Source organism: Azorhizobium sp. AG788, from assembly GCF_004364705.1.
GTDB lineage: Bacteria > Pseudomonadota > Alphaproteobacteria > Rhizobiales > Xanthobacteraceae > Azorhizobium > Azorhizobium caulinodans.
Genome location: NZ_SOBM01000006.1, coordinates 490,683 through 511,395, shown reverse-complemented (window position 1 = coordinate 511,395; position 20,713 = coordinate 490,683). Strand labels below are relative to the sequence as shown.

18 protein-coding genes, 4 tRNA genes and 1 pseudogene are annotated in these 20,713 nt (G+C 66.3%); 14 read left to right on the top strand and 9 right to left on the bottom strand.

Going from position 1 to position 20,713, the window contains the following annotated elements:
- Positions 1–91: 91 nt before the first annotated feature.
- Positions 92–661: pseudogene (locus DFO45_RS18385) on the bottom strand (SDR family NAD(P)-dependent oxidoreductase); the annotation flags it as partial.
- A 118-nt stretch (positions 662–779) separates the two neighbouring features.
- The gene (locus DFO45_RS18380) at positions 780–1,073 is read right to left on the bottom strand and encodes a hypothetical protein (protein ID WP_133865989.1); all 294 of its coding nucleotides are present in this window, start codon (positions 1,071–1,073) and stop codon (positions 780–782) included.
- Between the two features lie 333 nt (positions 1,074–1,406).
- On the opposite strand from DFO45_RS18380, the gene DFO45_RS18375 reads away from it, so the two are divergent.
- Both DFO45_RS18375 and DFO45_RS18370 read left to right on the top strand, forming a co-directional pair.
- Positions 1,407–2,576, top strand: coding sequence for a zinc-dependent alcohol dehydrogenase (locus DFO45_RS18375; protein WP_133865988.1), 1,170 nt, complete (start codon positions 1,407–1,409; stop codon positions 2,574–2,576).
- An 88-nt stretch (positions 2,577–2,664) separates the two neighbouring features.
- Positions 2,665–3,147 (top strand): hypothetical protein, encoded by a 483-nt coding sequence (locus tag DFO45_RS18370; protein ID WP_133865987.1) that lies wholly within the window; start codon positions 2,665–2,667, stop codon positions 3,145–3,147.
- 161 nt (positions 3,148–3,308) lie between these two features.
- Here DFO45_RS18370 and DFO45_RS18365 read toward each other — a convergent pair.
- From DFO45_RS18365 to DFO45_RS18350, 4 genes are all read right to left on the bottom strand, one after another.
- A tRNA-Thr gene (locus DFO45_RS18365) sits at positions 3,309–3,383 on the bottom strand.
- 1,004 nt (positions 3,384–4,387) lie between these two features.
- Positions 4,388–4,627 carry a CsbD family protein gene (locus DFO45_RS18360; protein ID WP_133865986.1) on the bottom strand — a complete coding sequence of 80 codons (240 nt, stop codon included), beginning with the start codon at positions 4,625–4,627 and terminating at the stop codon, positions 4,388–4,390.
- 100 nt (positions 4,628–4,727) lie between these two features.
- Entirely contained in the window at positions 4,728–5,570 is an 843-nt protein-coding gene (locus tag DFO45_RS18355) for a S1/P1 nuclease (protein WP_166657174.1), read from the bottom strand.
- A gap of 16 nt (positions 5,571–5,586) precedes the next feature.
- Positions 5,587–5,835: a hypothetical protein gene (locus tag DFO45_RS18350; protein WP_012169406.1), complete on the bottom strand. Its 249-nt coding sequence runs from the start codon at positions 5,833–5,835 to the stop codon at positions 5,587–5,589.
- Positions 5,836–6,011: 176 nt separating this feature from the next.
- Here DFO45_RS18350 and DFO45_RS18345 point away from each other — a divergent pair, with 176 nt between their 5' ends.
- The gene (locus tag DFO45_RS18345) at positions 6,012–6,293 is read left to right on the top strand and encodes a hypothetical protein (RefSeq protein WP_133865984.1); all 282 of its coding nucleotides are present in this window, start codon (positions 6,012–6,014) and stop codon (positions 6,291–6,293) included.
- Between the two features lie 108 nt (positions 6,294–6,401).
- Here DFO45_RS18345 and DFO45_RS18340 read toward each other — a convergent pair whose 3' ends face one another.
- The 3 genes from DFO45_RS18340 to DFO45_RS18330 all read right to left on the bottom strand — a co-directional run bounded on the left by DFO45_RS18340 (position 6,402) and on the right by DFO45_RS18330 (position 10,171).
- Positions 6,402–8,069, bottom strand: coding sequence for an MFS transporter (locus tag DFO45_RS18340; RefSeq protein ID WP_012169408.1), 1,668 nt, complete (start codon positions 8,067–8,069; stop codon positions 6,402–6,404).
- Positions 8,070–8,461: 392 nt separating this feature from the next.
- Positions 8,462–9,307, bottom strand: coding sequence for an RNA methyltransferase (locus DFO45_RS18335; RefSeq protein ID WP_012169409.1), 846 nt, complete (start codon positions 9,305–9,307; stop codon positions 8,462–8,464).
- 63 nt (positions 9,308–9,370) lie between these two features.
- Positions 9,371–10,171 (bottom strand): substrate-binding domain-containing protein, encoded by an 801-nt coding sequence (locus tag DFO45_RS18330; RefSeq protein ID WP_133865983.1) that lies wholly within the window; start codon positions 10,169–10,171, stop codon positions 9,371–9,373.
- Between the two features lie 280 nt (positions 10,172–10,451).
- On the opposite strand from DFO45_RS18330, the gene DFO45_RS18325 reads away from it, so the two are divergent.
- The 11 genes from DFO45_RS18325 (at position 10,452) to rpoB (ending at position 20,698) form a co-directional block, all read left to right on the top strand.
- Positions 10,452–10,536 (top strand) — tRNA-Tyr (locus DFO45_RS18325).
- 37 nt (positions 10,537–10,573) lie between these two features.
- Positions 10,574–10,647: transfer RNA gene (locus DFO45_RS18320), tRNA-Gly, on the top strand.
- Positions 10,648–10,808: 161 nt separating this feature from the next.
- Entirely contained in the window at positions 10,809–12,002 is a 1,194-nt protein-coding gene (gene tuf / locus DFO45_RS18315) for an elongation factor Tu (protein ID WP_012169411.1), read from the top strand.
- 215 nt (positions 12,003–12,217) lie between these two features.
- A tRNA-Trp gene (locus DFO45_RS18310) sits at positions 12,218–12,294 on the top strand.
- 334 nt (positions 12,295–12,628) lie between these two features.
- The gene (gene secE, locus DFO45_RS18305; RefSeq protein ID WP_043878890.1) at positions 12,629–12,826 is read left to right on the top strand and encodes a preprotein translocase subunit SecE; all 198 of its coding nucleotides are present in this window, start codon (positions 12,629–12,631) and stop codon (positions 12,824–12,826) included.
- 8 nt (positions 12,827–12,834) lie between these two features.
- Entirely contained in the window at positions 12,835–13,365 is a 531-nt protein-coding gene (gene nusG, locus DFO45_RS18300) for a transcription termination/antitermination protein NusG (protein ID WP_043878891.1), read from the top strand.
- Between the two features lie 274 nt (positions 13,366–13,639).
- The gene (gene rplK, locus DFO45_RS18295; protein ID WP_012169414.1) at positions 13,640–14,089 is read left to right on the top strand and encodes a 50S ribosomal protein L11; all 450 of its coding nucleotides are present in this window, start codon (positions 13,640–13,642) and stop codon (positions 14,087–14,089) included.
- 5 nt (positions 14,090–14,094) lie between these two features.
- Positions 14,095–14,793, top strand: coding sequence for a 50S ribosomal protein L1 (gene rplA / locus DFO45_RS18290; protein ID WP_012169415.1), 699 nt, complete (start codon positions 14,095–14,097; stop codon positions 14,791–14,793).
- A gap of 586 nt (positions 14,794–15,379) precedes the next feature.
- A complete protein-coding gene (rplJ, locus tag DFO45_RS18285; RefSeq protein ID WP_012169416.1) occupies positions 15,380–15,898 on the top strand; it encodes a 50S ribosomal protein L10 in 519 nt (172 codons plus the stop codon).
- A gap of 51 nt (positions 15,899–15,949) precedes the next feature.
- Positions 15,950–16,327: a 50S ribosomal protein L7/L12 gene (gene rplL / locus DFO45_RS18280; protein ID WP_012169417.1), complete on the top strand. Its 378-nt coding sequence runs from the start codon at positions 15,950–15,952 to the stop codon at positions 16,325–16,327.
- Between the two features lie 240 nt (positions 16,328–16,567).
- Entirely contained in the window at positions 16,568–20,698 is a 4,131-nt protein-coding gene (rpoB, locus tag DFO45_RS18275) for a DNA-directed RNA polymerase subunit beta (protein ID WP_012169418.1), read from the top strand.
- The last annotated feature ends 15 nt before the right edge of the window (positions 20,699–20,713 follow it).

The window sequence follows — 20,713 nt, the reverse complement described above, 5'->3', positions numbered from 1 at the left end:
CCGCTACGACCGGCGCCCAGAAAACTTCCTCGCAGCCCTCAAGCTCGCAGCCGTCCGCATCTGGATCAATGCGTTATGAGTCCGCTGCCTAGGCCAGCAGCGACGGGTTCGGCAAGTCCGAATTGATGGAGGCCGTGTTGATGATGCTGCCGCCGGAGGTCATGTGCTTCAGCGCCGCCTTGGTAAGATAGAACATGGGGTGCACGTTCACGTCGAACGTATGGGCCCATTCGTCGTCCGATATGTCCTCGAGGTGCGCGAAGGTCGCCTGATGGGCAGCATTGTTGACGAGAATGTCGAGACCGCCGAGCGCCGTCGCGGCTTCCTCCACCAGATCCCGGCAGAAGGCGGGGTCGGAGATATCGCCGGGGATCAGCACAGCCTTGCGGCCAGCCTCTTCCACAAGCCGGCGCGTCTCCTGCGCATCCTCGTCCTCATCAAGATAGGAAATGCAGACGTCTGCCCCTTCCCGCGCGAAAGCGATGCACACGGCCCGGCCGATGCCGCTGTCGCCCCCGGTCACGAGGGCTTTCAGGCCATTGAGCCGGCCCGAGCCCACATAGGACGCCTCCCCGTGGTCCGGGCGGGGGTCCATGGCGTCCGTCAGTCCGGGCATCGGCTGCTGCTGCGGCGGCAGGGGCGGGGTGGGATAGGGCGGCATAGAGGTGCTCCGTTCGGTTGAGGAAACCGGTGGCATGGAGGTCAACCTGCTCCGCGCTGGGCAGTTCCTTGCCAGACGTTCCGCACGCTCTTTCTCCCAACTTCTGTCAAGTCGACGCTCATTTATCCTGGTGGCGCGTCTCGCCGATCATGGCCGCCACCTCCGAGAAGGTCTGGGGCGGCCCGTCGCACAGATTGGTCGCCGTCAGGAGAAAGCGGATGGGAAATTCCATGCCCGCACCCTGCGCGGGTGAGATGTTGCGGCCGTCGGCGTCGCGCCTGGCAGCACCCAGAGCCTCGCTCAGGGCTTCCTCGATCTCCTGCTGGGTCACCAGCCCCTTCCGGCGGAGCATTTCGATCAGGTTCGAGACGGCCAGGAGGAGGCCTTCGAGCTGGAGATTGGCAGTGTTCATCGTGTTCCCTTCCGCCGGCGCAAGCCCGGCACCACGGCGCGAGCCATAAGGGAACGCCTCCGCCCGCGGCGGGTTGCATGCGGCGGACGGTGCCTGAAGGGAGCCGTGGCCTCAAGGTCTGCGCACCTGTTGACCAGGCGCTAACCTGCCCTCCATGGGGGCGTTCCTGCCGCCTAACGCCAAGCGCAGGCGCTGCCGGAGGCCTTGAAAAGACAAGCGTCGCCGAAGGAACAAGGGGGAGCAGGAGCTGTTTGCCAACAGGGCACGCATGGGAGCGGGCCGACAGCGCCGGAGGTGTCATGCGCAGGTCCAAGCCCTCCAGGAGGCGGCCCGATGAAGGCACTGACTTTCCACGGCAAAGGCGACATCCGGTGCGAACAGGTGCCCGACCCGACCATCCAGGAGCCGACGGACGCCATCATCAAGGTAACGGCCTGCGCCATCTGCGGCTCCGACGTGCACATCTATGACGGCGTGATCCCCTCCATGGAAAGCGGCGACGTGCTCGGCCATGAAACCATGGGCGAGGTGGTGGAGGTGGGCAGCGGCACCAGCACACTGAAGGTGGGTGATCGTGTGGTGGTGCCCTTCACCATCGCCTGCGGTCAGTGCTTCTTCTGCCAGCGCGGCTATTTCTCCGGCTGCGAGCGCTCGAACCCCAACCACCAGATGGCGGAGAAGATGTGGGGTTTCTCGCCGGCCGGCCTCTATGGCTATTCGCACATGCTGGGCGGCTATTCCGGCGGACAGGCGGAATATCTGCGCGTGCCGTTCGCCGACAGCGGCCCCATCAAGGTGCCGAACGGCCTTTCCGACGAGCAGGTGCTGTTCCTCTCGGACATCTTCCCCACCGGCTACATGGCGGCGGAGTTCTGCGAGATCCGCGGCGGCGAGACCATCGCCATCTGGGGCTGCGGACCCGTGGGCCAGATGGCCATCCGCAGCGCCTTCATGCTGGGCGCCGAACGGGTCATCGCTATCGATACGGTGCCCGAGCGTCTGGCGCTGGCCCAGGCGGGCGGCGCCGAGACCATCGATTTCCTCGCCGAGGACGTCTATGAGCGCATCCGCGAGATGAGCGGCGGTCGGGGCGCGGATGCCTGCATCGATGCGGTGGGCACGGAGGCCGATGCCTCGTCCTCCTTCGATGCCCGCATCGACCGCATCAAGGTCGCAACCTTCATGGGCACGGACCGGCCCCATGTGCTGCGCCAAGCCATCCAGTGCTGCCGCAACTTCGGCATCGTCTCCATCGTCGGTGTTTACGGCGGGTTTCTCGACAAGATCCCCATGGGTTCGGCCATCAATCGCGGCCTCACCTTCCGTATGGCCCAGACGCCGGTGCAGCGCTATCTGCCGACGCTCCTGAAGCGGATCGAGGACGGCGACTTCGACCCGTCCTTCGTCATCACCCACCGGGCGAGCCTGGAGGAGGGGCCGGATCTCTACGCCAAGTTCCGCGACAAGCAGGACGGCTGCATCAAGGTGGTGCTGAAGCCCTGACGGCCGTGCGGGTTCGCCCGCGCGGCCGATGCGCCCGAAACTCGAAGGGGCGCCTGCGCCCCTCTCCAGCCCCGACCAGGAGCCCACCATGGCCGAGAAGAACCTGATGCCCGACGACCGCCAGCAAAATGCGCACGATCGCGCCAGCATCGGCATAGGCCCAAGGGAGCCGATATTCGATCGTGCTCGCGATCAATCCGAGGCCCATCAGGGCCGCGGGCCGACCGGCTCGTTCGGTGGAGACCGGCCGGCGGAACGGACCACCAGCGCGATTGCCGCGTTCGACGGCCGCGACCACCTACCCGGAACGGCCATGGACAGGGAGGAGGCTTACTGGGACAAGCCGCTGGCGCACGTCATTGCGTTGACCGCCTCGCCCCGCCGCGCCCTGCGCACCTTGGGCGAGGCGGGAGCGTTCCTGTCCAGCGGCGAGGCCTCCGTCCCCCATTCCTCCGCCTTGCAGGCCGTGGCGCAGGCACTCGCCGACGCCGCCCGGAGCGGCACGGATGCCGACATCCATCGGGCGACCGACATGCTCGCGCATTACCTGACCGAGATGCGCCTGAGCTGACCGGACCGGGATGGAAGTGGGCTGTCCGAGGGGCACGATGGGAAGGAGCCCGTCGCCTCTGCGCCGCGCGTCACCCGCCTTGAGGCGTCATGCGCTGTTCGGCCTTACCGGAGGGGACGCAGAACAGTCAGCTCCGGCAAAACGACAAAAAATCAGGAAATTGGTGCCGGCTGAGGGGATCGAACCCCCGACCTTCGGTTTACAAAACCGCTGCACTACCGCTGTGCTAAGCCGGCCCAGAATGCGGATAACCGTCTGAACTCCAGACGGCATGTCAGCCGCGCTGCACCCGTGACACCATTGATCCTCTGCCGCAGATTGTGGCTACAGCTCGGATTCAACAGGTTTCGAGGCTTGGCGTCTTCTTCCATCAAGCGCGCCTTTCCGTCAAGGCCGGCCCTTCGGTCGCACCCCGCAGGCTGTGCGGTGCGAAGTCTCGGGATGAGACCCCTTGCGTGACGCGGATCAGATCCTCGCCGCGAATCCGATTTCTGGTGACCTGAACGACCGTGTGCTGCTCAAAGGTAGCTTATTGTTTCGGTCCGATGCCCAGCTGCGGCCTCTCCGTCCGGTTCTGTACGGGTGTGGCCAGCCGCTGCTCACCCGGTTGCCATCATTCGACGGTTTTCTGAGTAGCAGCGCGTGCGTTCCAGAGGCGACAGGCCTAATATGTGCCGAAAGTGATCCAGTAGCTGGGAAGCGAAGCACCGGGGTTCGGCTTCAGGCGGTCTCGGAGCCAATTTGCAAAGGCGCCGGCCCCATCCACCCCGTCCAGTTCGCTGTCCGAGAGGGCGACAGGACCATGTGTCCGGACCGCCGACAACACGCGAAGCATCTCCTCCGCCTCCGTCGTTGACAGCGCAATTCCATGACGGATCGCATAAGCGCAGAGCTCCGCGGGATTGCTGAATGCTGCAGCGATCGCTGGCTGAGCCGCAGGGCGGCCGCTTTCGCCATCGAGATGCTCTGCCAACTCCTGTATCGACACGTTGCGCCTTCCTATCCTTCCCGCGAGCCGTAGATCGGCGCCGCCGCACGAAGGCAACACGTAGGGAATGCGAACGCAATGTCTCGGCGTCCCAAATCGCTTGCGCATGCGTTTCAGCGGCCGACCGACCCTCCCATAACGTAAACGGCGCCCGGAGGGTGTCCGGGCGCCGTGAGGTCGCGCTAGGGCGCTGTTCCGTCCACCCATCTTACGAGCGGTTGCGGCAACGCCTCCGTCCCGCGAGGTCGCCGCTCAGGAGCGGCCGAGGATGAAGCCGATGGCGAGGCCGACGAGACCGGCGGTCAGAATGGAGGACATGGGGTTGTGGCTGACGGTGTCCTTGGCGCGGCCGACCGCCTGTTCGGCCCGACCGGCGGCCTGGTCGTAGAGGCCTTCGGCGCGCAGACCGGTGTCGTTTCCGACGGCCCCTGCCGCTTCCTTGATGCGCCCGCCGGCCTCGGTGACGGCGCCGGTGATTCCGTTCGTGTTCATGGCTCATACTCCCTGGTTCGGAGCGTGAACGTTGTGGCGGTGGAGGCTGTTCCCCCGTCGAGGCCTCTTGCGAGCGACAAAGCGGCCGGGAGCGCGCCGCTTACGGCTTCGGGCAGGTGACGGCGGCATTGATCTCGTGCGCCAGCCGCAGGCCGGCCTTGCCGAGCTGCTGATCGAGGACGGGCAGGGCGGCACGGTAATAGGTGGTGTCGATGACATTGTCCGGCGGGACGAGCGCGTACATGGCGAGGCCGACCCCATGGGTCTCGCTCGCCCAGTCGGCCGGAGTGCCGGCGGCCACCGCGGCGGCGTCCGCCTCCTTGAGCCAGCCGGCCTCCAACCGGTCCACATAGCCGCCCCAGCTCAGGGATGCCTTGCGCACCAGCGTGGTGTCCCAGAGCACGTGCATGTTGGTGGTGGGAGGCGGGGCCTCGCAATCGTGCGTGCAGGCCTGTCCGGACCAGTTGAGCACGACTTTTCGGCGGGTGCCCAGATGGTCGGCGGCGATGGCGTGCATGGGCTGGTGGAGATCGCCCATGAGGTGGACGAGCAGCTTCAGCGCGTCCGTCCGCGCCGCCGGCTCGGGCGCGCAGTGCATGTCGAGGCGGGCGCGTTCGATCGCGGCGACGATGCAATCCCCCTCCGGGCGGGACGGGCAATCCCGCAGCGGGTCGTAGGTGGCGGCGCCCATGGGAATGCCGACATAATGCCAGCGCCGGGTCTCCGGATGGTCCGGGCGCACGTCGTCGGCCCAGCTCGCCACGGATGCGAGCGAGGCACCCTTGGGCAGCAGGCTGGCGACGAGGGCGGCGCCGGTCGGTGTCAGGCGGCGCTGGGCGATCTCCGCAACGATGGCATGCCCGTCCTCGCCCCAGGCCCAGACCGTGGAGGGCGCGGCGAGAAAACTAAGCGCCAGCGTGAAGGCCCGGACGAGACGCGCCATGCTCATCGCGCGCCGGTCACTGGGCCGTGGTGCCCACCGCATCATTCACGCATTTCTTGGTGAAGCTGGTCTTGGCAGCGCCGGCGAGCTTCTTGTCGCTGGCCTGTGTATCGCAGGCGGCCTGAGCGTCCTTCTGGCACTTCGTGAGGAAGCTGGTGCGTGCGGCGCCCGCCAGCTTCTTGGTGTCGGCGGTCGCCGCGCAGCTGTCGGCAAGGGCGGGACCAGTGACGGCGAGCAGCAGAGCGGCGGTCAGAAGGGCCTTCATGTGTCGTCTCCCCGGAACGGCCGGTCATGTGCCGGCACCGGGTGACGATAGCATGCGATGAATGGCCTGCTAACCAACCGCAGGCAATCCATCCGGCTGTGTGTCCGCAAGCCCACCTTCCGGCGGAACAGGCCCTGCCGCGCGCCGTTGACCGGGCAGCCAGACAGGAGGTGCCCATGCAGGAGACAGGCGCAACGACGGCAGGGCGTGTGCCGATCGAACTCGACGCGGCGGTCGCCGCCCATCGGCAGATGCTGCTTCTGCTGTTCACCGTGGTGGCGCGGGATGCGGCGGCGCGCCGGCGCCTCATGGAGGCGATGGAACAGCGCATGGCCTTTCGCGACGGCCATGAGGATCCCGGCGTGGAGCCGGATGCGGCCGTCGCCTTCGAAGCGCGGGTCCAGCAGGAGGTGCAGCGGCTGCTGGAGGATGTCCGGGCCGTCGCCGGTCCGGACTAGACCGCTTCGAAGAGGAAGGCTGAAAAGCGAACGGCCTCGCGGTGACGCGAGGCCGTTGCTTTTTGAAGGATGGAAGCCCCGGCCGGCGCGCGGCCGGGGCAAACCCGCTCAGTGCCAGTCGTCGATGTCCCGGTCCTTGGTCTCCGGCACGAACAGCAGGCCGATGACGAAGGTGCCGAGCGCGATGACGATCGGGTACCAGAGGCCGTAGTAGATGTCGCCGGTGGCAGCCACCATGGCGAAGGCGGTGGCCGGCAGCAGGCCGCCGAACCAGCCGTTGCCGATATGGTAGGGCAGCGACATGGAGGTGTAGCGGACGCGGGTGGGGAAGAGTTCCACCAGCGCGGCGGCGATGGGGCCGTACACCATGGTCACGAAGAGCACGAGGACGAACAGCAGGCCGATGACCGCCGCGACCCGCGGCTGGAAGATGTCGAACGGATGCGACATCTTGATCACGTCCTTGTTGGTCGCCGCGCTCGGGTAGCCCGCCGCCTGGAGCGCCGCCGTGGCGGTCTTGGCGAAGTCGGGGCCGAAGGGCACCACGGTGTCGTTGACCTTCAGCACGGTGCCGGAGCCCGCCGCGCCGGTCTCGGTGGAATACTTCACCGAGGACTTGGCGAGGAAGTCGCGGGCCACGTCGCACGGCGCCGAGTAGACGCGGGTGCCGACCGGGTTGAAGAGGCTGCCGCATTCGCCGGGCGAGGCGACGACGGTGACCTTCACGTTCTGGATCGCATTCTCCAGCGCCGGGTTGGCGTAGGAGGTGATGGCGTTGAAGAGCGGGAAGTAGCTGGCGGCGGCGATGAGGCAGCCGGCAAGGATGATGGGCTTGCGGCCGATCTTGTCCGACAGCCAGCCGAAGAACACGAAGAAGCCCGTGCCCAGCAGCAGCGACCACGCGATCAGCAGGTTGGAGGTGTAGCCGTCCACCTTCAGGATCGATTGCAGGAAGAACAGGGCATAGAACTGGCCCGTGTACCAGACCACACCCTGGCCGGCGACGAGGCCGAAGAGGGCGAGCAGCACGAACTTCAGGTTCTTCCACTGGCCGAAAGCTTCCGAGAGCGGGGCCTTCGAGGTGGTGCCTTCTTCCTTCATCTTCTTGAAGGCCGGGGATTCATTGAGCTGGAAGCGGATCCACACCGAGATGCCGAGCAGTGCGATGGACACCAGGAAGGGAATGCGCCAGCCCCAGGCGGCGAAGTTCTGCTCGCCCACGATGGAGCGGGTGAACAGGATCACCAGCAGCGACAGGAACAGGCCCAGGGTCGCGGTGGTCTGGATCCAGGAGGTGTAGAAGCCGCGGCGGCCGTGCGGCGCATGCTCCGCCACGTAGGTGGCCGCGCCGCCATACTCGCCGCCGAGCGCGAGGCCCTGCAGCAGGCGCAGGACGATCAGGATGATCGGAGCCGCGATGCCGATGGTGGCCGCATTGGGCAGGATGCCGACGATGAAGGTCGACAGGCCCATGATGAGGATGGTGACGAGGAAGGTGTACTTGCGGCCGACGAGATCGCCGATGCGCCCGAACACGATGGCGCCGAAGGGACGCACGAGGAAGCCGGCGGCGAAGGCCAGCAGCGCGAAGATATCGCGGGTCGCCGGCGGATAGGCGCTGAAGAATTGCGCGCCGATGATCGCGGCAAGCGATCCGTAGAGATAGAAATCGTACCACTCGAACACCGTGCCGAGGGACGAGGCGAAGATGACCTTCTTCTCCTCCCGCGTCATCGGTGCATGGGCCGTGGCCGGGCCAGCAGTCGTGACAGACATTGTTCCTCCTCCCAGTTGCGGGTGCCTCGGCGGCCCAATGGGGCCGGAAGGCGGAGGCGGGCGCGCCCGGGAGCTGAGGCACCTGCGAGCAACCGTCCGCCGCCCGTGCGGGCGAGGTCTGGCGGTTCCTCCGATGGTGTCATCTGTCCGCATCTGCGTGCGGATGAGCCGTGACCGGGCGCGCAGGGCGCCATGTGTTCAGGATGAACGAGGTCGGCGCAGCTTTCGATTGGTCAATGGTCTTAGGTGCAATCGCGAAATACACGTGATGCACTGCACGCGCCGGCGGCTTGCGTGTTTAGCCGCCCAAAGGGCACGCGCATTATTTGAGATTATTAGCTTGCAAACGAACCGGCCGGCGCGACCGGCGCCAGCCGTTGTTGGCGCCGTGCTCAGCCGGCGCGCTTCAGGGCGCGGCGGGCGATGCCGAGCGAAAGGGCGGCGGCATTGGAGACGTTGAGGCTCTTGATGGCGCCGGGCAGGTCGATGCGGGCGAGCACGTCGCAGGTCTCCCGCGTCAGCTGCCGCAGGCCCTTGCCTTCCGCGCCCAGCACCAGTGCCATCGGCGGGCGCATGGCCGTATCCTCAAGATCGGCCGGGCCTTCGCTGTCGAGGCCCACCACGAGCATGCCGGAGGCCTTCAGTTCCTCGAGCGCCCGGGCGAGGTTGGTCACGAGGCAGAAGGGCACGTGTTCCAGCCCGCCGGAGGCGCTTTTCGCCAGCACGCCGGTGGCGACGGGGCTGTGGCGGGCCGTGGTGACGATGGCGCCCACCGCAAAGGCGGCGGCGGAGCGCACAATGGCGCCCACATTGTGCGGATCGGTGATCTGGTCGAGCACCAGAACGAGGTCCGACTTCGCCACCTTCTTGAGGGGCGGGGAGGGCAGGTGTTCGGCCTCCGCCAGCAGGCCCTGATGCACCGCGTCCGAACCGAGCAGCTTGTCGATCTCGGAGGGGCGCACGATCTCCGGCGCGACGGGGAGGGGGAAGCCCTCCTCCTGCAGGCGGTTGGCGGCGTTCTCCGTGGCGAGAATCTTGCGGAAGCGCCGCGCCGGATTGGCCAGCGCCTCGCTAACCGTATGCCAGCCATAGAGCAGCGCCACGTCATTCTCGCCCTCCCAGGCCGGCGGGCGGCCGGGGCCGCCCTTGCGCTTGGGCGGAAAGGGACGGGCGCCGCCTTTGGCCGCGAAGGGGCGGCCGGCGGAGCGGAAGGGCGGGCGTTCGGGACGATCGGACATGGCAAGGCTTTGTCAGAGCCGGCGCGGCGGCGCAAGGGGCCGTCCGCGCCCGGCCGCTTTCGCTTACGGCTTCTCCATCCCCTTGGCGGCGAGCGTCGGTGCCATGTCGGGGGCGGCCAGCAGCGCGAGGAAGGAGGCGGCGGTGTCGGCATTGGAAGGATTGGGGGCGAGCGCGCCCGCATAAACCGTATAGTTCTGGATGGCGGCCGGCAGGGGGGCCACCAGTTCGGCGCCAGGCACGGCGAGAATCTCGCTCACTTGGTGGATGGCAAGGTCCGCCTCGCCGGACACGACGCGGGTGGCGACGAGGCCGCCCGGCACGAGAACGGCCTTGGCCTTCACCTCGTCCGCAATGCCCATCTTCTCGAACAGCCCGGTCAGATAGATGCCGCTCGATCCGCCGGAGGCAGGATCGATCATCGCCACCTTGCGGGCGGCCAGCAGGGCGGCCTTGAAGGCGTCGGGGGTCGAGACGTCGGGCTTCGGCGCGCCGGCCTTCACCGCGACGCCGATGCCGACCTTGGCGAGCGGCACCACCGTGCCCAGCCCCACGCGCTCTGACTTCTGCAAGGCGGCGAGCGCGGCGGGCGTGAGGATGAGCACGTCGAAACTCTCGCCGCCTTCCACGCGCTTCACCAGGGCGCCGGCGGTGTCGTTATCCACAGTCACCTGCGTGCCGGTGCTCTGCGAGAATCGTTTGGCGGTGTCGGCGACCACCGGCTTGAAGGCGCCCGTGGTGAGCACCTTCAGCTCGGCGGCCGCGGCCGGGTGGCCGGACAGCAGGGCGAGGCCGAGCGCGAGCGCGGGCAGGCAAAGCGCGGACGCGCGGCGGGCGAATGTCCGGAGGGGCGGGGTCGCGGGCATGGGCAGGCCTGTTGGGGTTCGAGGATGGCGGGAGGATAGCGGCTCGCCGCGTCAAATCCTTTCACGGCCGCGTGTTCGCAAGGGTTTCCACGCCGACTATTCACAGGCTTGAAGGGCGTGTGACATTTCACGGTTGACTTGTGGGAGCCCCCCTCACATAAAGCCGGGCCTTGAGGGACGTGAGCACGCCTCGCCCCCTCGGCCGGCTTGGCTGGCGCATGGCAATAGCTTGTAACCCGGTCTCTTTTTCGGATCGGGGTCAGACGACGGGCCCGGATGTGGAGGGGTGCCCGAGTGGTTAAAGGGGACGGACTGTAAATCCGTTGGCTCTGCCTACGTTGGTTCGAATCCAACCCCCTCCACCACCCGTCGTTGAACTGAAAGCGCAAGATCGTGCGTTGCGCGGGTGTAGCTCAATGGTAGAGCAACAGCCTTCCAAGCTGATGACGAGGGTTCGATTCCCTTCACCCGCTCCAGTTCTTCCGCGGTCCTCCGGACACTGAGACTGGTCGGGGTGCCCCATACGCAGGCGCGTCGCGACGCACCGTGCGGGCACTTGCGGAATTCTGCCAAACCCCCTATCCCACGGCGGCTCTTTTCGCGGCCCGCCGGTCGCCCGAAGGACTGAGAGAGAACGATGGCCAAAGCTAAGTTTGAACGTAACAAGCCGCACTGCAACATTGGCACCATCGGCCACGTTGACCACGGCAAGACCTCTCTGACGGCCGCGATCACGAAGGTGCTCGCCGAGACGTCGGGTGGCGCGACCTTCACCGCCTACGACCAGATCGACAAGGCGCCGGAAGAGAAGGCGCGCGGCATCACGATCTCGACGGCGCACGTCGAGTACGAGACGCAGAACCGCCACTATGCGCACGTGGACTGCCCCGGCCACGCCGACTATGTGAAGAACATGATCACCGGCGCGGCGCAGATGGACGGCGCGATCCTGGTGGTGTCCGCCGCCGACGGCCCGATGCCGCAGACCCGCGAGCACATCCTGCTCGCCCGTCAGGTCGGCGTGCCGGCGCTGGTGGTGTTCCTCAACAAGTGCGACATGGTCGACGATCCGGAGCTTCTTGAGCTGGTCGAGCTCGAGGTCCGCGAGCTTCTGTCCAAGTACGACTTCCCCGGCGACGACATCCCGATCGTGCGCGGCTCTGCCCTGTGCGCGCTCGAGAACAAGTCTCCCGAGCTTGGCGCCGAAGCCATCCTGAAGCTGATGGCCGAGGTGGACAAGTACATCCCGCAGCCGGAGCGTCCGGTTGACCAGCCCTTCCTGATGCCGATCGAAGACGTGTTCTCGATCTCCGGCCGCGGCACCGTGGTGACCGGCCGTGTCGAGCGCGGCATCGTGAAGGTGGGCGACGAAGTCGAGATCGTCGGCATCCGCCCGACGGTGAAGACCACCGTCACCGGCATCGAGATGTTCCGCAAGCTGCTCGACCAGGGCCAGGCCGGCGACAACGTCGGCGTGCTGCTGCGCGGCACGAAGCGCGAGGACGTGGAGCGTGGCCAGGTGGTGTGCAAGCCGGGTTCGGTGAAGCCGCACACCAAGTTCAAGGCCGAAGCCTACATCCTGACGAAGGAAGAGGGCGGCCGTCATACGCCGTTCTTCACCAACTACCGCCCGCAGTTCTACTTCCGCACGACGGACGTGACCGGCGTGGTGACGCTGCCCGAAGGCACCGAGATGGTGATGCCGGGCGACAACATCTCGGTGGACGTGCAGCTGATCGTCCCGATCGCGATGGAAGAGAAGCTCCGCTTCGCCATCCGTGAGGGCGGCCGCACCGTCGGCGCCGGCGTCGTCGCCTCCATCATCGAGTGATGTGATCCTCGCCTCAGGGTGAGATCGGACGGGCCGGCCTTGCGCCGGCCCGTTTGCTTTTGGGGCGGCGCAAACGCTCCTGGGGAGGAGGGCTGGGGATAACCCGCAGCGGTGCGCCTCCCCCTTTACAGACGCGTCCGGGCTGAATAGACACACAGGCCTGTCGCGCTGGATTGGTTCCCGGCGCGGGGTCGCTTATCTCAAGCGCGGCCTTTAGGAGTGTAGCTCAACTGGTTAGAGCACCGGTCTCCAAAACCGGGGGTTGGGGGTTCGAGTCCCTCCACTCCTGCCATGCGCAGGACTTTTGGCGATACGCGCGACAGGATGGCTGAGCGCCCACCGGACCCGCCTGCGGCAGCAGGGCGAGCGGCCGGAACAGGCCCGCCGCCGACGCGGATCGGCCTTTGTGGCATCTCAGGCATTGGCGTGGCGTCCCTGATGTGTCAGGGAAGGGTTTGACGTGGCCGGCGTTCGCCGGCTCAAGTTCCAAGCGGCCGCCGGAAGGCGCCGGGCGGATGGCGAGGTTCAGCGGCGGTCTGGCGGGGTGAATGTCCTGCCGCGCGGCCGCAAGATCAGAAAGGTGGCTGCAGCGCGGGCGTCATTGCCTGGCGGGCGGTCGGAGCGACATGGCAAAGAACAGTCCCGTGGAGTTCTTCCAGCAGGTCCGCACCGAGACGGCGAAGGTGACCTGGCCGTCCCGGCGCGAGACGCTGATCACCACCGCCATGGTCTTCGTCATGGTGCTGCTGGCGTCCATCTTCTTCCTGGTCGTGGACCAGATCCTGCGATTCGGCGTCAGCCAGATCCTCAGCATCGGCCATTGAGAGGCGCCATGGCTAAGCGTTGGTACATCGTCCACGCCTATTCCAACTTCGAGAAGAAGGTGGCGGACTCAATTCGCGAGCAGGCGGAGCAGCGCAACCTCACCGACCTGTTCGAGCAGATCCTCGTGCCCACCGAGAAGGTGGTCGAGGTGCGCCGCGGCCGGAAGGTCGATACCGAGCGCAAGTTCTTCCCCGGCTACGTGCTGGTGAAGATGGACCTCACCGACGAGGCCTTCCATCTCATCAAGAACACGCCGAAGGTCACCGGCTTCCTGGGCGCCGACAACAAGCCCATGCCGATTTCCGAGAATGAGGCCATGCGCATCCTGCAGCAGGTGCAGGAAGGCATCGAGCGGCCGAAGCCCTCCATCAGCTACGAGGTGGGCGAGACGGTGAAGGTGTCCGACGGTCCCTTCGCCACCTTCAACGGCATCGTCGAGGAAGTGGACGAGTCCCGTTCGCGCCTCAAGGTGGCGGTGTCCATCTTCGGCCGCGCGACCCCGGTCGAGCTCGAGTTCGGGCAGGTCGAGAAGGTCTGATCTTCAGTTTTCGCATGGCGCGCGCCGCCGGGCTTGTCCCGTGCGGCGCGATGCTGTATGCGGTGCGCCCTTCGCGGGTCGGCGGTGCCGACTTGCGGAGATGACGACCGGCCGGCTGCGGCCTTCGGTTGTCGCTTCGGCCGGACCCCCGCAAGGTGGCTGGCCAGCGTGGGAGGTGACGGAGCGTCTCGCCAAGCGCTCCAGCGATCCGCACCACGAAATCCCGGTTCGCGACCGGCCTCCGGGCAGGGCGAACCCATGATGGAGTATTGAAATGGCGAAGAAAATCACCGGCTACGTCAAGCTGCAGGTGCCCGCCGGCAGCGCCAATCCGGCCCCGCCGATTGGTCCCGCGCTCGGTCAGCGCGGCCTGAACATCATGGAATTCTGCAAGGCCTTCAATGCGCAGACCGCGCAGCTCGAGAAGGGCATGCCGATTCCCGTGGTGATCACGGCCTATCAGGATCGCTCCTTCACCTTCGAACTGAAGACCCCTCCGGTCTCCTACTTCCTGAAGAAGGCCGCCGGCCTCGACACGAAGAAGAAGCCCGGCTCCGGCTCCAAGACCCCGGGCAAGGGTGCCACCGTCGGCAAGGTCACGCGCGCCCAGCTCGCGGAGATCGCCGAGAAGAAGATGAAGGATCTGAACTGCGACAACGTCGCGTCCGCGGTCCAGATGCTCGAAGGTTCTGCCCGTTCCATGGGCCTGCAGGTTGAGGGTTGACGGCGATGGCTCATCAGGGAAAGCGCGTTCGCGCCGCGAATGAAGGCATTGACCGCCTGAAGCTCTATCCGCTCGACGAGGCGCTGGCGCTGCTCAAGGCCCGCACCACCGCCAAGTTCGACGAGACCATCGAGGTTGCCATCAACCTCGGCGTCGATCCCCGTCACGCCGACCAGATGGTCCGTGGCGTCTGCAACCTGCCGAACGGCTCCGGCCGTACCGTGCGCGTTGCGGTGTTCGCTCGCGGCGCCAAGGCTGACGAAGCCAAGGCCGCCGGCGCCGACATCGTGGGCGCCGAAGACCTGCTGGAGACCATCCAGGGCGGCACCATCGAGTTCGATCGCTGCATCGCGACCCCGGACCTGATGCCGCTGGTCGGTCGTCTCGGCAAGGTGCTCGGCCCGCGCGGCCTGATGCCGAACCCGAAGGTCGGCACCGTGACCATGGACGTGAAGGGCGCTGTCGCCGCTGCCAAGGGCGGCGCGGTAGAGTTCCGCGTCGAGAAGGCCGGCATCATCCACGGCGGCATCGGCAAGGCGTCGTTCCCGGCCGACAAGCTGGCCGAGAACATCCGCGCGTTCGTGGATGCGGTGGTGAAGGCCAAGCCGACCGGCGCGAAGGGCACCTACGTGCAGCGCGTCGCCGTGTCCTCGACCATGGGCCCGGGCATCAAGGTGGACACCGCCTCGGTCGTCACGGCCTGATTGGTCTGAAAAGGTAAGGCGGGGCCGGGCGTTGAGCCCGGCCCTTCGCTTTCCCGGCCGCGGTCGGGTGAGACAGGCGTTGCGGCTTCCTTAAAAAAGCGCGTGACTCTTGCAAATTTTGCGCCTAGAAGAGGCGTTCCCCGAGCTATGGCGACATGGCGCGGGTTTAGTGTTTTGAGAGCTTCTGCCTGGAAACGGGCAGAGGGGCTGGGAGGGTTCGCCCGCCCGGCCTTAACGTCTGTCCGGACTCGAAGTTCCTTCGGGGAGGGTCAGGCGGAGAGTCCTGTCCGAGACTGCCGGCGCCGCACCTTGTGTGCGACTTAATCCTCGCCAGCCGCTCCATTCGGGAGCGGCCTCTGGAGGGCCAGCATAGACGGGGAAGACCGGAATTCGAGCGGCCTGCGCAAGCGGGCCCGACAAGATCGGTTCGAACCAGCGCCTTGTGGCCGGTGACCCGGATCCGAGGGGACAGGGCATGTGAGCGTCGCTTGTGGCGCGCCGGAGCTTCCGGTGCGCGGGCAAGCGGCAAGGCGCAACCGGCGGAGCCAGGTTTCTGGTTTCGCCACAGGCTTAAAGAGAGCCAGCAGTGGATCGAGCGGAAAAACAAGAGCTCGTCACGACACTGTCCGAAGTGTTCAAGAGCACTTCGGTTGTCGTGGTGGCCCACTATTCCGGCCTCACCGTGGCCCAGATGTCGAAACTCCGTCGGCAGATGAAGGCTGAAGGTGCGACCGTGAAGGTGGCGAAGAACCGCCTCGCCAAGATCGCTCTGGAAGGCTCCGACGTCGCTCACGTGGCGACCCTCCTCAAGGGTCCCACGATCATCGCTTATTCGAGCGATCCGGTAGCGGCGCCGAAGGTTGCCGTCGAGTTTGCCAAGGCGAACGACAAGTTCGTCATCCTTGGCGGCGCGATGGGCAAGACGGCCCTGAATGCAGACGGTGTGAAGGCTCTGGCCACCATGCCGTCCCTGGACGAACTGCGTGCCAAGCTCGTCGGCCTTATCCAGGCCCCGGCGACCAAGATTGCGCAGCTGTCCACCGCGCCGGCGGCGAAGCTCGCCCGCGTGTTCGGGGCCTATGCCAAGCAGAACGAAGCCGCGTGAGGCGGTTGGATCTCGCAAACCTGAAATTCGAACCTATCTTAGGAAACTACAATGGCTGACCTGACCAAGCTCGTCGACGAGCTGTCCTCCCTGACCGTCCTCGAGGCCGCCGAGCTCGCGAAGCTCCTCGAAGAGAAGTGGGGCGTCTCCGCCGCTGCCGCTGTTGCGGTTGCGGCCGCTCCGGCCGCCGGCGGCGCTGCCGCGGCTGTCGAAGAGCAGACCGAGTTCACTGTTGTCCTGGCCAACGCCGGCGACAAGAAGATCGAGGTCATCAAGGAAGTCCGCGCCATCACCGGCCTCGGCCTCAAGGAAGCCAAGGACCTGGTGGAAGGCGCTCCGAAGCCCGTCAAGGAAGGCGTGGCCAAGGACGAGGCCGAGAAGCTCAAGGCCCAGCTCGAGAAGGCTGGCGCCAAGGTCGAGCTCAAGTGAGCTTTTGAAGCTTTGGGCGGTCCCGGCTCTGCCGGGGCCGCCTTACGCGTCCCGGTGGGGCGTGAGGACGGTTCCCCCGGTCGCCGTTGTGGCGACGACCCGGCGAGCCGTGGCGACGAGGAGCGGCGGGCCTGAGGGCCGGGCTGCCTCCCGCGTGATGGTGACGGCGGTCCTTCCCGGCACATGGCTCTGCGCCATGGCGGCCGGCGAGGCACAGGACCAGGACGGACGAGGATCGAGATGGCGCAAACGTTCACCGGTCGCAAGCGGATCCGCAAATTCTTCGGCAAGATCAAGGAAGTCGCAGAGATGCCGAACCTCATCGAGGTTCAGAAGGCGTCCTATGACCAGTTCCTGCAGATCGAAGAGCCGAAGGGCGGTCGCGCGGACGACGGTCTCCAGGCAGTGTTCAAGTCGGTGTTCCCGATTTCCGACTTCTCGGGCGCTGCGATGCTGGAGTTCGTGCGCTACGAGTTCGAGCCCCCGAAGTATGACGTGGACGAGTGCCGCCAGCGCGGCATGACGTTTGCCGCGCCACTGAAGGTGACGCTGCGCCTCATCGTGTTCGATGTGGATCCCGATACCGGCGCCAAGTCGGTGAAGGACATCAAGGAGCAGGACGTCTACACCGGCGACATTCCGCTGATGACCATGAACGGCACGTTCATCGTCAACGGCACGGAGCGCGTCATCGTCTCGCAGATGCACCGCTCGCCGGGCGTGTTCTTCGACCACGACAAGGGCAAGACCCACTCGTCGGGCAAGCTCCTGTTCGCCGCCCGCATCATTCCCTATCGCGGTTCCTGGCTCGACATCGAGTTCGACGCCAAGGACATCGTGTATGCGCGCATCGACCGTCGCCGCAAGATCCCGGTGACGAGCCTGCTGTTCGCCCTCGGCCTCGATTCCGAGGAGATCCTGAACACCTTCTACGAGAAGATCCTCTACACCCGCGCGAAGGACGGCTGGCGCATGCCGTTCGATCCCAAGCGGATGAAGGGCTACAAGGCGGTCGCCGACCTTATCGACGCCGACACCGGAGAAGTGGTGGTCGAGGCCGGCAAGAAGCTGACCGTGCGCGCCGCCCGCCAGCTCGTGGAGAAGGGCCTCAAGGCCCTCAAGATCTCCGACGACGAGATGGTCGGCCAGTACATCGGCGAGGACATCGTCAACGTCCACACCGGCGAGATCTATGCCGAGGCGGGCGAGGAGATCACCGAGAAGGTCCTGAAGACCCTCGGCGACGCCGGCTTCGATGAGATTCCGGTCCTCGACATCGACCATATCAACACCGGCGCCTACATCCGCAACACGCTGTCGGCGGACAAGAATTCCTCCCGCGAGGAAGCCCTGTTCGACATTTACCGCGTGATGCGCCCCGGCGAGCCCCCGACGCTCGACAGCGCCCAGGCGATGTTCCACTCGCTGTTCTTCGACGCCGAGCGCTATGACCTCTCCGCGGTCGGCCGCGTGAAGATGAACATGCGCCTCGACCTCGACGCCGAGGACACCGTGCGCATCCTGCGCCGCGAGGACATCCTCGCCGTCATCAAGACGCTCGTGGAGCTGCGCGACGGCAAGGGCGAGATCGACGATATCGACCACCTCGGCAACCGCCGCGTGCGCTCGGTCGGCGAGCTCATGGAGAACCAGTACCGCGTCGGCCTGCTGCGCATGGAGCGCGCCATCAAGGAGCGCATGTCGTCCGTCGACATCGACACCGTGATGCCGCAGGACCTCATCAATGCGAAGCCCGTGGCGGCTGCGGTGCGCGAGTTCTTCGGCTCGTCCCAGCTCTCGCAGTTCATGGACCAGACCAACCCGCTGTCCGAGATCACGCACAAGCGTCGTCTCTCGGCCCTCGGCCCGGGCGGTCTGACCCGCGAGCGCGCCGGCTTCGAGGTGCGCGACGTGCACCCGACGCATTACGGCCGCATCTGCCCGATCGAGACGCCGGAAGGCCCGAACATCGGCCTCATCAACTCGCTGGCGACCTTCGCCCGCGTGAACAAGTACGGCTTCATCGAGGCACCCTACCGCCGCGTCGTGGACGGCCGGGTCACCGACGAGGTGGTCTATCTCTCCGCCATGGAGGAGGGGAAGTATTACGTCGCGCAGGCCAACGTGCCGCTCGATACGGACGGCCGCTTCCAGGAAGACCTCGTGATCTGCCGCCACGCCGGCGACGTGCTCGTGGTCTCCCCGGACCGCGTGGACTTCATGGACGTGTCGCCGAAGCAGCTCGTGTCGGTGGCCGCGGCGCTCATCCCGTTCCTTGAGAACGACGACGCGAACCGCGCGCTCATGGGCTCGAACATGCAGCGTCAGGCCGTGCCGCTGGTGCGCTCGCAGGCGCCGCTGGTCGGGACGGGCATGGAAGCGGTGGTCGCCCGCGACTCGGGCGCCGCCATCGCCGCCCGCCGCGCCGGCGTCATCGACCAGGTGGACGCGACCCGTATCGTGATCCGCGCGACGGGCGAGACCGACCCGTCGAAGTCGGGCGTCGACATCTACCGCCTGATGAAGTTCCAGCGCTCCAACCAGTCCACCTGCATCAACCAGCGTCCGCTGGTGCGCGTGGGCGACGTGGTGAAGAAGGGCGACATCATCGCTGACGGTCCCTCGACCGAGCTCGGCGAGCTGGCGCTCGGCCGGAACGTGCTCGTCGCGTTCATGCCGTGGAACGGCTACAACTACGAAGACTCCATTCTCCTCTCCGAGAACATCGTGAAGGAGGACGTCTTCACCTCGATCCATATCGAGGAGTTCGAGGCCATGGCCCGCGACACGAAGCTGGGCCCGGAGGAAATCACCCGCGACATTCCGAACGTCTCGGAAGAAGCGCTGAAGAACCTCGACGAAGCCGGCATCGTGTACATCGGCGCGGAAGTCCGCGCCGGCGATATCCTGGTGGGCAAGATCACCCCCAAGGGCGAAAGCCCGATGACGCCGGAAGAGAAGCTTCTGCGCGCCATCTTCGGTGAGAAGGCCGCCGACGTCCGCGACACCTCGCTCCGCCTGCCCCCGGGCACGACGGGCACGATCGTGGAAGTGCGCGTGTTCAACCGCCACGGCGTCGACAAGGACGAGCGTGCGCTGGCCATCGAGCGCGAGGAGATCGAGCGTCTCGCCAAGGACCGCGACGACGAGCAGGCGATCCTCGACCGCAACGTCTACGGCCGTCTCTCCGAGATGCTCGTGGGCAAGGTGGCCATCGCCGGCCCGAAGGCTTTCAAGAAGGACACCGAGATCACCAAGGACGCGCTGGGTGAGTATCCCCGCTCGCAGTGGTGGCTGTTCGCGGTGGCCGACGACGCCCTGATGAGCGAGCTTGAGGCGATCCGCGCCCAGTATGACGAGTCCAAGAAGCGCCTTGAACAGCGCTTCCTGGACAAGGTCGAGAAGCTGCAGCGCGGCGACGAGCTGCCCCCCGGCGTGATGAAGATGGTCAAGGTCTTCGTCGCGGTGAAGCGCAAGATCCAGCCGGGCGACAAGATGGCCGGCCGTCACGGCAACAAGGGTGTCGTGTCGCGCATCGTGCCGGTCGAGGACATGCCGTTCCTTGAGGACGGCACCAATGTCGACATCGTGCTGAACCCGCTCGGCGTGCCGAGCCGCATGAACGTCGGCCAGATCCTCGAGACGCATCTGGGTTGGGCCTGCGCGGGCCTCGGCCGCCAGGTGGCGGCTGCGGTGGACGCCTATTATGGCTCCAAGGACCAGCAGGTCCTGCGCAACGCGCTCGTGAAGGTCTACGGTCCGGACGACATCGAAGTCTTGGACGAGAAGCAGATCACCGAGCTCGGCGAAAACCTGCGCAAGGGTGTGCCCATGGCCACCCCGGTCTTCGACGGCGCCCACGAAGCGGACATCGAGGAGCATCTGGAGAAGGCGGGGCTCAACCCCTCCGGCCAGTCGACGCTCTTCGACGGCCGCACCGGCGAGCCCTTCGACCGTAAGGTCACCGTCGGCTACATCTACATGCTGAAGCTGCACCATCTCGTGGACGACAAGATCCACGCGCGGTCCATCGGTCCCTACTCGCTCGTCACCCAGCAGCCGCTGGGCGGGAAGGCGCAGTTCGGCGGCCAGCGCTTCGGCGAAATGGAGGTGTGGGCGCTCGAGGCTTACGGCGCGGCGTACACGCTCCAGGAGATGCTCACCGTCAAGTCGGACGACGTGGCCGGCCGTACCAAGGTGTACGAGGCCATCGTCCGCGGCGAGGACACCTTCGAGAGCGGCATTCCGGAGAGCTTCAACGTGCTCGTGAAGGAAATGCGTTCGCTGGGTCTCAATGTGGAGCTGCTGAACTCCAAGACCGGGCGCCAGACCAATCCTGGCACGCGTGAGAATCTGCCCGCGGCCGAGTGAGCTGCGGAATTGCGA